Raw genomic sequence first — 13,423 nt, 5'->3', positions numbered from 1 at the left:
GGCGATGGACGTTCTCCCTTAGCCGTTACCGATTGTGTGAACTAGGCGTTAGTCAGAAGCGAGACACGGTTCTGCGCTCCCGACACCTTAACCCTGTACATGCCGCTGAAGCTGTCGGCCCCGTCTGATGGGTCTCGCTTTACGCCAATCCGGAGACTACCGACTGTTGTGGTTGTGTCGAATTGGAGATTCAACTGGCCGACCTGGGTGTCCGTTCCAATAACCGTTACCAATGGCGCAGCGCCGGCGACGGTTTGGACAAGGAGCCGATGCACGCGCACGCCAACACCGGCAATAACTCCAGCTGTAGTTAGCCTGCCGTAAATGGCAAACTCAACCTCAGCAGCGCCAGGTGTGCCGAAGCCGATCTGCACAAGTGCAGTGTAGGAGCCGGTGCCGATCCCCGGAATCGTCCGCGAGTATTCGTGGATGATGGTCTCCCGTGAATTCATGCTGAACACGCCGCCATCAATGACGGGGTCGATTATGCCGCGGAATTTGTTGCCATCGCCGACCCGTACGTCGAGGCCGCCCGTGTTGATGTTGATCCCGACGAGGCCGTCGTTGAAGGAGTTCCCATCGATGTTGTATCGCGAGCCGCCCAGTATATTGATGTACCTGGCCGCGCCATTGGGTCCGTACATCATGTTGCCACTGATGTTCACTTCCGATATCCCAGCATTGAACTGCATGTAGTAGTTCGAGCCGATGTTCTGCCCAGAGAACTGGTTACCGCTGATGACGCATTGACGGTATTTACCCGTAGTTCCTAGCTGACCGAAGCGGAGGTGCCCGTTGGTGACGGTTTCGAAGCTATTGCCGGTGATGACTATGATGCTTGTGGACACGCCGTCAGCCACCGCAAGGTCAACGCCGTAGGTTCCGCCGAGGATCTTGTTGCCGATCATCTTGAGCCCGCCACCTGATTCGTACCGTATGGTGGCCTCTGGCGCGTAGGGAGGGGTCGACGTGAAGTAATTCCGTTCGAGGAACTGGTCGCCAGCGTCTGGGGTGGCGACGTTCTGAATCCGAATGTGGTACTTGACGCTGGCTGAAATGGAGTTCTTCTCCACGGACCACAGGGCGCAGTTCTGGAACCACAGTGCGGTGTACCACCCGTAGATACGGCAGTCTTCAACCCTGCAACCGGTGCCGGACGTGAAGTTGATACCAATGGCTGCGGCCGCAGCGGAAACGTCCGCATAGGTTGCCGTATTGTTCAGCGCGATATTGTAGAAGCGGACGTTGTCCGCCGAGCACAGAAAGCCAGACACTCCGGGAGATACTTCCCCCAGGTACGTGCCGTGCGAAGGATTGTTGTAGCTCGCCACGGATCCCTGAAACCGGATCGGGACGGTTACATTGACCGTGCCGGACAGCAGGTAGCGGCCCTGAGGAATCGTTACCTGGCCGCCGGTTGGCAGCGCATTCACCGCATTCTGGAATGCAGCCGTGTTGTCGGTTCCGACGAAGGCCGTAGCGCCGCTGACTGTGGTCGAAGCTGAAGCTGCGAGCACAGCGGTGGTGCCGTTGGTGACTGACGCGATTGTGGTCACCAGCGCTGCCCCGGCAACGCCAGCACCAGCCAACCTGACGTACTTCCCGACATCTCCAACTGTAAAACCAAACGAGGAGCTGGTGATGGTGGCGCTGCCGGAGTTCATGGTCACATCAGAGGGTGAGCGCATATCGGCTTGGGCGCCGTAGCTGAGGACGCTCACACCGCCGTGGACTGTGGAGATCGGAACGCCTCCGACAAGGGGGTTGCCGGTCAGCGCCGGCGAGACCATCGGCGCATAGACAGTCGAGCCGGAGGTGGGTGCAAATGCGGCAGAAAGGTCAGGAAGCTGGGCAGGTAAGATCTTAGAAGCTGCGTCCAGGGTTGCAACGCCAGTTGGTGCGCCCTTTTCCGAAAGGGGAACGTAGGAAGTAGGCGGGGTTTTATCCCCTGGGCCAGCATGAGCAATGTTGGCACCTATGGCTGATATGGCGGAAGCACCAGTGAAAGCAGTCAACAGTGTTCCGAATCTGAGGAGCCCGCGGCGTTTGACATCGGCAGTGTGCGGAGACACCGGATGATTCTTCTTTACACTTTCGCTAGCCATGAGTAGAAGCTATTTCCTCAGAGCTATACGAACCACAGTGGAGGCTACGCGTTTAATGTGGCGTGAGTACCTGATATATACCCGTGTTACTCAGTTGATGTGGAGTTACTCAGCGAGACTGTCGTCCGAGTACCAGCCACAAACAGGATGACCTGTTGAACGGGCTTCGGCCGCTTGGGCTGATCTAAAGGCGCATTCGTCGGCGGTAAACCACCATCCAACCGGAAAATTCGTAACACAATAAGGAGGACTTTTTCGCTCTCACGTATCGGATTCGAAGTGTCCCAGATGGCGTTCGAGCTTGACCGCACCCGCAACCCGTATAAAAAAGCCTATCGACAATAACATGCCGACAGCCTAGGAGTTGGACCAAGATACCAGGCAAGGATTGAGCCCAAGCTGAGTGCCCCGTCGAAATTGACTCGCCGTTTCTATGAACGCAGCTCTGAATGTTCCGAACACCTGACACTGATCACATAGGTGCCGTTGCGTCCGTCGGAAGATCCGTATGACGTGACGTGGTTCGTCGCGACGCCGCACGGACCGCAATGAGCCTTGTGTTGTTTAGTAGCCATAGCCAGATCATAATCAGTGGCGCGTTTCCCCGGGGTTACCACAGTGGAACAAAATGGTGCATCGAGGTCACAGCAACGTTGCCACCACGTCTCTACGAGCCACAGCTACATTGATGTATGTGACAGGCGTCAGGGCTGCGTCCACTCTCCAGCCCACGCCGTCGTATGGCCCACGAACTCCATTGAACACAGCGCAAGCACCATGACCATCACTAGTCGTCTCGTGGGATGGTCGATCATGCTTGTCCCGTTGGTCGCAGCCCTGGGCGCGGCCGCCATCCTGTTGCGATACCGATCGGGCCGACAGGTTTTCGCCGGGCGCTCCGGACTGGCCAGTTTTCATTTGCAACCTGCCGCCAGTGCTGCAGGACTCCGCGACAGCATTCGGCATAAGGGGCCACCGTCAATTTTGGTCAAGTTTGCTCGGCGGCCGCGGGCCGTTCATCAGGCTTCCACCAGCAAGGCGTGGGTAGAATCGAGGCCTAAGATCGCCGGAACGCATGAATACGGAGAACAGAATGTCGCGATGGATGGAGGTCGGCCAGGGCAACTATGTGCTGGCCACCGAAGGCTCGAAGCTCAATACCGGACTCATAGTCGGCGCCGAACGCGCCATGGTGATCGACACCGGCGGCGGACCCCGGCAGGGACGGGAAATCCTGGCCGCCGTGCGCGAAAAGACCCAGCTGCCTCTGGTGGTGGTGAACACCCACGCTCACTACGACCACTTCTTCGGCAATGCCGTCTTCGCGGACGACGGCGTCACGGAGTTCTATGCCCACGAAAACTGTGCACGTGAGATTGAGCAAAACGGGGACCGGCAGCGCCGCATGGTCGCCGCCTTGGAGCCGGAAATGGCGGCTGGCGAAGGCGCCGAAGCCGAACTGGTGGTTCCGAACGCGATTGTGAAGGACCAGCCCGTCCTGGTGGACCTCGGCGGCCAGACCGTCACCCTCTTCTACCTGGGCCGCGGCCACACCGACGGCGACCTGCTGGTGGGAACGTCCACCACGCTGTACGCCGGCGACCTTGTGGAGCAGGGCGCCCACCCGTCCTTCGAGGACGCCTTCCCGGAGGAATGGGCCGACGCCTTGCGGCACATCTCCGCCCTCCGGCACCGCTACGAATTCCTCATCCCGGGCCACGGCGAACCCTGCAGCGACCAGTTCGTAAAGACCATGGCCAACACCATGTCCACCGCCGTCCGCCAGGCCATCCAGTCCATCCGCGATACCCCCAGCGACGCCACCAAGGCGATCCCGGTGCTGCCGTACGGTCCGGACCAATCCCGCTGGTTCATCAAGCGCTTGCAGGAGACTCAGTCGCGCCACTAGATTCCGTCGGAGGGTCCGGGTCCAGAGTACTGGGATGGAGGCATGCCAGAGCGTCCTTTCCGGTGAGGCAACTTGTTCTAACGCCGTGTGCGCGTCAGGAGCGGTAAGTCCGGAGGTGTCCATTGGCTTCCCTTGTGCTCTCCATTACCACGGCCTCTGAGTGGCATTACCAGCGACCGCTAGTCGCTGATTGCATCGGTTGCCTCCCAGCGGGACAGGCCGTTGCGGGCGTCGGTTGGTGAGCAAAACAGGTCTTATGGGACCGTAACTTTGTCTGATTCCGACTCGGTGGCGACGACTTAAGAAGCTGACCGAAGTGGCCGCGGCGACTCGGGAGGAGCATAGACGGCCCCACCTTTGGTTGAGACTTGAGGGCGATTCGGGGACCGTAGAATTAGCACATACGCACGTACTTTCTTTTGGGGGAACTTTGAAGCTCAGCCGTCAGACGCGCACTCGTCTCAAATTCGGGGCTATCGGCGCGGGCGCTGTCGGCGCCGTCCTGCTGACTGCATGGGCGGTCGGTGCGAGCGCGAATGCGCAGTACGCCCCGCCTGTCTCCGAGAAGGTTTCGGAGTACTACGAGACGCACAAGAACCTCCCGGCAAAGACAGCGGCGCAGGCCGCGCCCGTTGTCGCTTACATCGGAGATTCCTACTCTGCGGGCGCCGGAGCTTCGGCTCCCGCGCTGCGCTGGACTTCCCTACTGTCATCCGAGATGGGATGGAGCGAAACCAACGTCGCTAAGGGCGGCACCGGTTACCTAGCAACCAGCGGCAAGGCCGGCTGCGGACTGGACTATTGCCCGAACTACCGGGAGATGATCCCCGAAGCGGTCAAGGCTAAACCGTCCATTGTCATCGTTTCCGGCGGCCGGAATGACGGGCCATCGGATGAATCTGCCGCAGCCGTGACCGCGTTCTTCCAGGATCTACGCAAGGCACTCCCGGAGGCGAAGATCATTGTCACTAGTCCGATCTGGGACGACGATGTTGCGCCCGGAACGCTGGTCGAGTACGCGGCAATCATCAAGGCACTGGCGGTGGATGTAGGGGCAACGTATGTTGACATCGGCGAACCGCTCGTCGGGCACCGGGACTTTGTTGCTACCGACGGAGTGCATCCTAATGACAAGGGGCACGCCGCCATCAAAGCAGCGGTGAAGGTGAAGCTCTAGCCGTTCCCCAACGTGTGTCTCGGCCCTCTTATTGGAGGGTGCAGCATGGGCCACCAAGCGGCCTTGATCGTCATCTCGTCTGGTCGTTGACCGATGGTCCGCGCTTCCTGAGGACGATTGTCTGAGCCACCAGCCGCTGGAGCCCCACTGCCGCACCGATGATTACGGCCACGAACACCATCCAGAAAACCTGATCGACGAAAGGCTCCAGCCCGGGCCCGGCGTCCCAGTTCGACGCAGTGGTCCCGTAGTTGTACTCGACGTCTGACACGATTTCCCCCTACGTGGTTGCGCCATTTCTCCCGCGGCATGTTACAGGCGTGGCTGATGGGCAAGGGAGTGGCCACTGCTCTGCGATAATTGCGAAATGGAAATGCTTTGGCTTTGGGTGGGCGTCGGGGTATCGGCAGCGGTTTGGTTTGCAGTAATCGTGACGCAATGGTCCCGTCGCGGGCGCACCGCGCGGGCAGCGGAAACGGCATCCCCTCGCACTCGGACAGAGCGGTGGGTGATGGTGCTACTCGGTTTGGCCTGGTCTTACGGCTTCTTCCCCAACATGATTACCACCTTCCAGAACGGCCGAAGCCGGGTTGAAGTAGACAAAGTCCTTGGCCCAGTGCCGGCTGCGCAGCTGACGCTGAAGGTCATCTTCGCGGCGTTCGTGGCCCTGGCGGTAATACTCTTGCTTTCAACGCTCAAGGCAAAGGTCCCGGCAAGGCACTGGCTTTTATTCGTGATGTTGACGCCGTTCGTGTTCACATCCTTCTCGGCCATGCTCAACGGTGACAAGTTCTCACTCGATACGGTAATCTACCCGCTGACGGTCCTGGTCATGTGGCGCACTCAGGTGCCAATCCGAACGCTCGTGGTCATTGGCTGGATTACAGGCTTGGCATCGGCGGCCAGCTTCGGCCTCGGGGCTGCTGTTCCGCTGGTTGGAACCACACTGCCGCCCATTGTCGGTGACAAGGCGTTCTGGCCTACACTGCTTGCCGGTCCATACGCACACCCTAACGTTCTAGGGCTTGCCCTCTCGCTGGGTATACCGTTCATCCTCCTGATCAAGCAGCGCTGGATCCAGATCATCGGTGTGGGACTAGCCTTCCTGTCGGTCCTATGGAGCGGCAACAGGTGCTCCATCCTCGCGGCGGCCGTGTGCATCGCCATATACGCCTATACATCGTTCCGCCCCACCGGAAAGCTGCTCCCTGCTGTCGCAGCGGTCGCAGGCGCGGCACTCGTCGTGGTCACGCCGCTCACGTCGACATCGGCTGACGATTACAGCTACCGTGGACAGATCTGGATGAGCAGCCTCGAATATTGGCAGGATAGCCCCATCTTGGGCCGGGGGCCACGGTTCTACGGTGACATTGCGCAGTACTCGAATGACCTTGGCCTGACCGCTTTCTCCGGCCACAACGCCCTTATCCACCTTCTGACGACAGGTGGCCTACTTCTGGTCGCCTCCGTTTTACTGCTGTATGTTGTCGCCTTCCGCCGGGCCAACGGCATGCCTCGCCACCTGCGTCCCATCATGCTCGCGGCATTGATCGGGCTGATCTTCAACGGATGGCTCCAGAACACCATCACGTACACGGACCTGACCGAGCTGGCCTACATCGGCTGGATTCCCCTAGCTGTCATGCTTTTCTCACCAGAGGCAGCTCATGCCGAGCCCCGTCTTGATCCGACTGCGGCTTCCCTTCACAAGCATCGTGTCAGGACTAGGCGGGCAGTAGTGCACTCCCCTTAGGCTGGTCCACTCAAGTGAGCTCGGCTACTTGGATGCTGGACGATCCGCGGGTGGGTATGGAAAGCGCAACCCGAACGTTGAGGGACGGTGTTCCGATGGGGACGTGTAGGTGCTGCCCGTGCCTTCCACTGTGGCTTTGAAGCGGTCGGATAGGGAGATGCGGTTGCCCGCGGCGAATCCGGTGGCCGCGGAGCGCTGCATTACGGTGGAGGTTGTGCCGTCAGTGGTGCGGACGGCGCGCTGGCAGTTGCCGACGATGTCCCCTTCGCCGATGGGTGCGACGAGTCAGAACGTGAAGTTGGTTCCAGCCGCTGACTAGTTGTCCGCCAGTCCGTTGGCGGCGGGTGTCCACGAGGAACAGTCCGGTGTTGAACCTCAGAAGGAGTGTTCGCGCGTTCGCTTCCTTGCAGGTCACCCTCATCTGGGGAAGGCTGCCGCGAGGTCGTCGCTGATGCCGCGCTCCGTCATGGCAGTGTGACCTGCCGGACGTACCGGGTGGATGGCCGGGGCACTGTCCGCGTAGAGTGTCTTGGTTGCGCTCCCGATGCGGTGAGCAGGGCGGGGGGCGGGGTCGTGCAGCAGGCAGTTGCGTTTGGCCGCAAGGGGGCGGAGTCCAAGTTCCAGTTCTGGTGGTTGGTGTTGTTCGCGTCCGACCGGGGCAGGAGGGGCACGGGTACCGAGGCGATTCCCTTGGCATCGAGTTGCTGGGCCAAGCTTGCAGGAGCCGGTGGCGAACACGCCACCCTAGCGGATGCGCTAGTAGGTGCGGGCGCAGAGCTGACCTAGCGGTTTACCATCTCCGCCCCAAGCCGTGAGCGAGTAACCAATAGCCACGGTGTTGCCGGGACCAGGGTAGAGGTCAAGCTTCTCGACGGCCGTCGCATACGTGACGCCGCCTCGGTTTTGTCCAGCTGGAAGTCTCCACTGCCTTGCCTGCATAAGTGGCATTTTGTGCCGAAACCGATAAAGAAGGAGTTCGACCCGCGCCACGGCCCGGAAAGTGGAATGCTGAATTACCCATTTACTAATGGGGACGGGCAATGGGATTCGGTTTCGGCTTGTTGTGGCGGGGCTCCTGCGGCTTCCGTGCCTGTACCGAATACACCAACGTGTTACACAAGTGACCAAGCGTAACCACTGTGAGCAGTGATACATTCTGCTTGTGACTACTGGGGGAACTTTAAGGAGATAGTTGCATGTTTGAAGGTGTCCCCGACGAGGACGCGTGGCGCAACTGCACCACGCTTGAAGGCGCTTGCGAACTGACCGCCCGCTGGCTTGAGGGTTCCCTCAGCTACGTGCCCGGTTATGCCGCGCCGCAGTACGCCGGCGAGAACGGCCCCATGAGCGAAGCCCTGGCAGCGATCAACCGGCTTGGCTTCCTCACGGACGACTCACAGCCCGGGGCGGAGATGTCCAGCGGCCACGGGCAGCGCGCCTTTGTGACCGGCCGGTGCACCGAACAGTCGGCAGCCGTCATCTCGGCAGTCCTGGTGGAAACGGACCTGGTGGTGCTGGTGTTCCCTCCGGGCGAAACCGGCAACGGGCAGATCTGCGTGACGCTGGACGGGGCCAGGGAGTTCACCTGGCTGGGCAGCTCCGGCGGGCCCTCCTATGCCCACGAGACCTACACGGACTGGACCAACGAGACCCTCGCCAAATCGCTGGCCGAGTGCTGGGAACTGCAGATCTTCGACCCCGTCTGGGGCCGGAACTCCAAGCTGGTACCCCTCCTGCAGAAGGCACTGATCACCGCCAAGGGCTGAAGCCCCTGCAACAGTGAAGGGTGGCGCCACCCCGGCAGGACCGCGGCGCCGCCACCCTTCACGAGTGACCTTTTGTTAGGAGTCAGCTACTTCGGGCACTTGTGGTCAGGGTTGTAGGCGGCGAACATGCCGTCCGGATTGTCCTTCCACACCCAGGCGTGCAGGGCAAAGGAACCCGGGAACGGACCGTTATCAAAGTCCAGGCCGGCGATCTCCGGCCGGTCCTTTGCCGTGGACAGGAACTCCACCGCCACCAGCTTCATGCGTCCGCGATCATTTGGCATGTACACCAGAATCTCCGGCTTGCGGGCCTGGGTCTTGTCATCGATCAATGATTCCTTGGCGTAGTGGAATCCCATCGCGCCGACGCCGTCCTTCTCGATGCATTCGGTGATCTTCTTGTAGCCGTCCTTCTTTGCGTTATCCAGCCAGCGGTAATCGTCAGTGACATCCCGCAGCGTTTTGACCAGCCTGCGCTGCTCCGAATTCTTCTTCCAGTCGTCGCTCTTGTCCGAGTCGCCGCCGCGTCCGGACCCTTCATGCGCGACGGCGGCTGCGGGTGCGAGCCCCACGGCCAGCACCGCTGCGGCCACCATGGACATCAGTCCTGTTCTGGTGCGATTCCTCATTTTTCTTCCAACCCTCTGAGACCCGAGATTTCATTGTTCGGCAAGGGACGCGAAGCACGGGGAGGGATGCCCCGCCTTCGCCAGGATGCCGGCGGACCTGATGGGTACGGCCGGTGTTGGGCCGTCCGGGTGGAGAATATCCATCGATTGGGGCGGCGTTAAAAGTATGCTCCTCCGCCGGGAAGCGGCGCTAGATGCGGTGCGAATGTTTAAATGCAGGGGTTTTCACTGCTACTGAATTGCTGAAATGCCCGCTAACACTTTTGCCGCTTTCGCGGAAAAACAAGTACCGTTTACATCCTTTTACGAGTGGTTAAACCCCGAAAAGACGAGTACAGACCACTCTGTCTAGAGGAGTTACCTGCCCGTAGCGTAAGTGCATGATTAGAGCCATCAAGGAAGCGTTCCGCCGCTTCGTGGCGAGGAACATCGTCGCTGATGATCCGTACCCCGTCCGATCCTGGCTGGACCAGCAGAACATGCCCCCGGAAACCCGGAACACTTTCCCGCCGCCCCTGCGGGACACGAACGGGTTCTCGCACTAATTCCTGCGTCTTAAACCGCTTGACTTGGTTTTCCTGAAACATTGTGCAGGTACTATCGCCGTCATGGGGAAATATACGAGTGGTCTGACGTCCAGGGATTCGCGGCGGGAACTGCGGAGACGGCGTCTTCGCGTGCTGGCGAACGTGGGGCTGGCGGCGCTGGCCGCTGCCACCGCCGTCGTAGTTTGGATGGCGCTGGGGCGCTGAGTCCGGGATCACACGGCCCAAAACCGGCATTCGGTTGACAGGATTTGTGGCGCGCCTATACTGCTTTGGACATTACCGGCCTCACCTGTAGAGTGATCCACGATCCGACATGGGGGATCCCACAGTTCGTTGCCGGCCGTTGATGCGAAGAGCTTTCTGCTAGCGTGCCAGCCTCGAGTGCAACGACGCATCCTGGAGGTAATTCCGTGGCCCTGACCGATTATGCCTTTGCGCTGTGCGCATTGATGGGAACCCTGTTCATTCCGTTCACCGCTCTGTACCTGCTGCTCCGCCTCAAGCGCGGCGCCGCAGCGAAGCCCGTTCCCGTAAAGGTCCGCCGGTAATGCCCTACGTAGACATCAACCCCCACCGCTCCGGCCCCAAGTGGCGCGGTTACCTGCTGCTCGGCGTCCTCCTGGTGATCACCGCGGGCGTGGTGGCAGCGGCTTTGTTCCGGGGGTGACGTACGGCTGCGGGAGGCGCTGATCATTTGGTGGGTAACGTCCCCTTGGCTACTCGCCCCGTGCGTGTTGAAGACGGGTAGCGGGCACTCCCGCGCACTGGCCCCCTGTTATGACTAACTTGCTAGAACCCCGCACTTTGTGGGATACGCCTAGTTAGGACTTCTACATGCGCGCTATTAGCCGATCCCTCGCAGGAGCCGTCCTGGCCGTGGCCGCCGTTGTTCCGGCCACCGCAGCCAACGCGGCTCCGGCCACGGTTATCCGAATTGGTTACGGCGGTGGGGCTGTAATCACCGTGGACTGCACCACCGGAACTATCAGGGTGGATGGCACCTATCAGGAAGTCATCCACACCAATGCCGACGGCTCCTGGAGCGGCCACGTCACGATCAAGGCCACTGCCAGCGACGACGAAGGCAATGCCTACGTCCTCAACGAGAATGCGTCAACCACCGTCAAGGCCGATGGCACCGTACTCGTTCAGGATCAATTTCACTTCATTAGCAAGGGTTCAGCGCCGAACTTTGTCGCCTTTATAAAGTTCACAATTTTGGCAAATGGCGACGCTGTTCTCTTAACGGACAGAACCGAGTGCATCGGCCGAGCCTGACTTTCATAAGGGCGAGCATTGAGCCCAGACGGTCAGGGACCGTGGGCTTGTCTGATCAAAGGACAATCATCGGGGCCCATGAGTTTGGCCGCGCCCTATTGCCAGCACCTCCCGGGTCTAACCGCCTGAGGTGAACTCCGCACTGGTGACGGTTCCAAGGCCCGGGCTCGTGGCGATCAGCGTGTGCACGCCGGCCGGGTTGATGGTCAGGTCGCTGAACGTGGCCACGCCGCCCACCGCATTCTGAACCACGGTTCCGCCCAGGTTTCCCTGCTTGACGGTCTTGTCCATTGTTACCGTGGCGACGCTTGTGGTCTGCAGGTTGTCGAACTGGTCCAACACCAGCACCGTCACGGGTGTAATCCTCTGCGCCTTCGCCGTGTTGGTGGGCTGCTGCCCGAAGACCAGCTTGGTGGCAGCTGCCGCCGTCACGCTGACCTGCGCCGTGGCCTGGCCCAGGCCTGTTGCCGCTGCGGTGACGGAGGGCGATCCCGCCTTCGTGTCGCCATAGAAGAACGACGCCGACGCGGACCCTGCGGGAATGGTCACCTTCGTGACACTTGCGCCGCCAGACGTTGCGGCGAACACCTTGGTTCCGGCGGAGTTGGACGCGAGGGTGACCTCGGTGCTGCCGGCAGCCACGGCATTCCCGAAGGCATCCTGGCGCTGCACAGTGAACGGCCCCACAGTGGCGGTGGCGGACGCGATGCCTGAGGCAGGACCGGTAACAACCAGCTGGGTGGCGGCGGCTGCCGTGACGGTGAAGGGCGTGCTGATGGCACCGGCAACTCCGGGGCTCGACGCCGCGAGCGTGTAGCCGGCACCGGCTTTGTTGATGGACAGGCCGCTGAACGTGGCCTCACCGAAGCTGTTGGTAATCGCCGTCAGCGTGCCGGAGAGCGTGCCGCCGCCCGGGTTGTTGCTGAGGGCCAGAGTCACCGCCGCCCCTGCTACCGGCAGGAGGTCCACAGTTCGAACCGACACCTTGACGGCGGGGAGTGCCTGCCCCGCCACAACATTCGCAGGCTGAACCGTGAACGCAGCGCTCTGCATGCTCCACACCAGGACATTGCCGCTGGGCGCGCTGGTTGCGGTCCAAGAACGATGAACCGCGGTGACTAGGTACTTGTGGGTGCCTTCGGGGACAGAGGAGTCCGTGCAGCTGGTGCCGGTGATGAGGGCAGTGGGGCTGCTGCCGCATGCGGGCCTTGACGTGGCGCCGGTGATCCGGGTGACGAAGTAGCCGGTGGGTGCGGTGGGTCCGGCGGCCGCGGTCCAGCTGACCGCAACGTTGGGGGTGCTGCTGGCCGGGACGGTCACAGTGGTGGGCGGTGCCAGGGTGGCGACTGCCGCCGTCGTACCTCCCGTTCCGGAGCCCGGCCAGTAAGCGGATGCTGCCGTGGCGCCGATCAGGGCCACCACCACCATGGCGATGCCTGCAATGAAGCCGCGGCCGAACAGGCGCTGAAACAGCACCAGCCCCCGCCGAAAGCCGCGGGGGCTTTCGGGGGAGCTGGTGTTGCGCCTGCCGGACATTCGCACCTTCTCGACATTGGCTCAGGGGTGGGTGCCACGCTCACCATTGGGGGATGAACGTGGCGGTATTTAGGAGGAGCGTAAGGGCGCTACCTCTTCAGCTTGCTTCGAAGTACAGCGGCACGGTGACGTTCTGGCATCCGTTCTGGTTGGCATCGCGGTTGACCATCTGGATGGTGACCGTGCCGGAAACCGTTGTACCGGCGGCGATCTGGCCCTTGGTGATGTCCGGGGTGCCGACGGCGAAGTCGGCCGCGGAGCAACCCGCTACCGCAACCCAGGCGGAGCCGTCCGGGTTGGCCACCTTGGCGGTGACGTTGGCCAGAATCTGCGTGCCGGTGTTTTCGTTCTTGACCGTGAAGGCCGCGGACTGGGTGGGGCCGCCCGGGGTCAGGGCGTCGCCGGTTGCCGGGGTGCTGGCGACCTTGAAGGCCACCGTCTGGCCGGCGGAAGCCTGGCCGGTTCCGGTGCCCGTGGCGGTCCAGTAGGCGAAGGCCGCGCCGCCGCCGATTGCCACCAGGGCAGCCGTGGTGATGATGATGCGCTTCTTGCGTCCAGCTACTTTGCTCATTTGAAGTGCCCCTTGAACTTGTGCGGCGTATCCGCAGACCTTCGAGGCCTGTCCGGCTCCGATATAGAAAGTCTCAGGGAGCACACTCAAGTGGCCGCCAAGGAAGACTCAAGATTAACTCAACTTTATTTCTGTCACTCCTGTAACAGAA

General features: G+C 61.2%; 12 protein-coding genes. 7 read left to right on the top strand and 5 right to left on the bottom strand.

Annotation, left to right across the window (positions count from 1 at the left end):
* Positions 1-41: 41 nt before the first annotated feature.
* The gene (locus AC07YR_RS18510) at positions 42-2,105 is read right to left on the bottom strand and encodes a hypothetical protein (protein ID WP_494734801.1); all 2,064 of its coding nucleotides are present in this window, start codon (positions 2,103-2,105) and stop codon (positions 42-44) included.
* 1,093 nt (positions 2,106-3,198) lie between these two features.
* On the opposite strand from AC07YR_RS18510, the gene AC07YR_RS18505 reads away from it, so the two are divergent.
* Complete coding sequence (locus AC07YR_RS18505; protein WP_494734800.1) at positions 3,199-4,014, top strand: MBL fold metallo-hydrolase; 816 nt, start codon at positions 3,199-3,201, stop codon at positions 4,012-4,014.
* A gap of 430 nt (positions 4,015-4,444) precedes the next feature.
* A complete protein-coding gene (locus tag AC07YR_RS18500) occupies positions 4,445-5,191 on the top strand; it encodes an SGNH/GDSL hydrolase family protein (RefSeq protein WP_494734799.1) in 747 nt (248 codons plus the stop codon).
* A 70-nt stretch (positions 5,192-5,261) separates the two neighbouring features.
* Here the strand turns inward: AC07YR_RS18500 and AC07YR_RS18495 are convergent, their stop codons facing one another.
* Complete coding sequence (locus AC07YR_RS18495) at positions 5,262-5,462, bottom strand: hypothetical protein (protein WP_494734798.1); 201 nt, start codon at positions 5,460-5,462, stop codon at positions 5,262-5,264.
* Between the two features lie 96 nt (positions 5,463-5,558).
* On the opposite strand from AC07YR_RS18495, the gene AC07YR_RS18490 reads away from it, so the two are divergent.
* Positions 5,559-6,944: an O-antigen ligase family protein gene (locus tag AC07YR_RS18490; protein WP_494734797.1), complete on the top strand. Its 1,386-nt coding sequence runs from the start codon at positions 5,559-5,561 to the stop codon at positions 6,942-6,944.
* Between the two features lie 1,196 nt (positions 6,945-8,140).
* The gene (locus AC07YR_RS18485; protein ID WP_494734796.1) at positions 8,141-8,710 is read left to right on the top strand and encodes a DUF6919 domain-containing protein; all 570 of its coding nucleotides are present in this window, start codon (positions 8,141-8,143) and stop codon (positions 8,708-8,710) included.
* A gap of 86 nt (positions 8,711-8,796) precedes the next feature.
* On the opposite strand, the gene AC07YR_RS18480 is transcribed toward AC07YR_RS18485, so the two are convergent.
* Positions 8,797-9,339, bottom strand: coding sequence for a hypothetical protein (locus AC07YR_RS18480; RefSeq protein WP_494734795.1), 543 nt, complete (start codon positions 9,337-9,339; stop codon positions 8,797-8,799).
* 380 nt (positions 9,340-9,719) lie between these two features.
* Here AC07YR_RS18480 and AC07YR_RS18475 point away from each other — a divergent pair, with 380 nt between their 5' ends.
* The 3 genes from AC07YR_RS18475 to AC07YR_RS18465 all read left to right on the top strand — a co-directional run bounded on the left by AC07YR_RS18475 (position 9,720) and on the right by AC07YR_RS18465 (position 11,165).
* Entirely contained in the window at positions 9,720-9,884 is a 165-nt protein-coding gene (locus AC07YR_RS18475; protein WP_494734794.1) for a hypothetical protein, read from the top strand.
* A gap of 413 nt (positions 9,885-10,297) precedes the next feature.
* On the top strand, positions 10,298-10,435 hold the full coding sequence (locus AC07YR_RS18470; RefSeq protein WP_156372455.1) for a hypothetical protein: 138 nt from the start codon (positions 10,298-10,300) through the stop codon (positions 10,433-10,435).
* A gap of 286 nt (positions 10,436-10,721) precedes the next feature.
* On the top strand, positions 10,722-11,165 hold the full coding sequence (locus AC07YR_RS18465; protein ID WP_494734793.1) for a hypothetical protein: 444 nt from the start codon (positions 10,722-10,724) through the stop codon (positions 11,163-11,165).
* 117 nt (positions 11,166-11,282) lie between these two features.
* Here AC07YR_RS18465 and AC07YR_RS18460 read toward each other — a convergent pair whose 3' ends face one another.
* Complete coding sequence (locus AC07YR_RS18460; RefSeq protein ID WP_494734792.1) at positions 11,283-12,701, bottom strand: hypothetical protein; 1,419 nt, start codon at positions 12,699-12,701, stop codon at positions 11,283-11,285.
* Positions 12,702-12,798: 97 nt separating this feature from the next.
* Positions 12,799-13,272: a hypothetical protein gene (locus AC07YR_RS18455; RefSeq protein WP_494734791.1), complete on the bottom strand. Its 474-nt coding sequence runs from the start codon at positions 13,270-13,272 to the stop codon at positions 12,799-12,801.
* Positions 13,273-13,423 lie beyond the last annotated feature (151 nt).

It is taken from the genome of Arthrobacter sp. GW460-12-1-14-TSB2, assembly GCF_059423525.1.
This window is presented reverse-complemented; position numbering and strand designations above follow the sequence as displayed.

Coding starts and splice junctions, on each gene's coding strand:
- AC07YR_RS18465 (WP_494734793.1), top strand. CDS start 10,722: ATGCGCGCTATTAGCCGATCCCTCGCAGGAGCCGTCCTGGCCGTGGCC.
- AC07YR_RS18510 (WP_494734801.1), bottom strand. CDS start 2,105: ATGGCTAGCGAAAGTGTAAAGAAGAATCATCCGGTGTCTCCGCACACT.
- AC07YR_RS18480 (WP_494734795.1), bottom strand. CDS start 9,339: ATGAGGAATCGCACCAGAACAGGACTGATGTCCATGGTGGCCGCAGCG.
- AC07YR_RS18485 (WP_494734796.1), top strand. CDS start 8,141: ATGTTTGAAGGTGTCCCCGACGAGGACGCGTGGCGCAACTGCACCACG.
- AC07YR_RS18505 (WP_494734800.1), top strand. CDS start 3,199: ATGTCGCGATGGATGGAGGTCGGCCAGGGCAACTATGTGCTGGCCACC.
- AC07YR_RS18455 (WP_494734791.1), bottom strand. CDS start 13,272: ATGAGCAAAGTAGCTGGACGCAAGAAGCGCATCATCATCACCACGGCT.
- AC07YR_RS18475 (WP_494734794.1), top strand. CDS start 9,720: ATGATTAGAGCCATCAAGGAAGCGTTCCGCCGCTTCGTGGCGAGGAAC.
- AC07YR_RS18460 (WP_494734792.1), bottom strand. CDS start 12,701: ATGTCCGGCAGGCGCAACACCAGCTCCCCCGAAAGCCCCCGCGGCTTT.
- AC07YR_RS18490 (WP_494734797.1), top strand. CDS start 5,559: ATGGAAATGCTTTGGCTTTGGGTGGGCGTCGGGGTATCGGCAGCGGTT.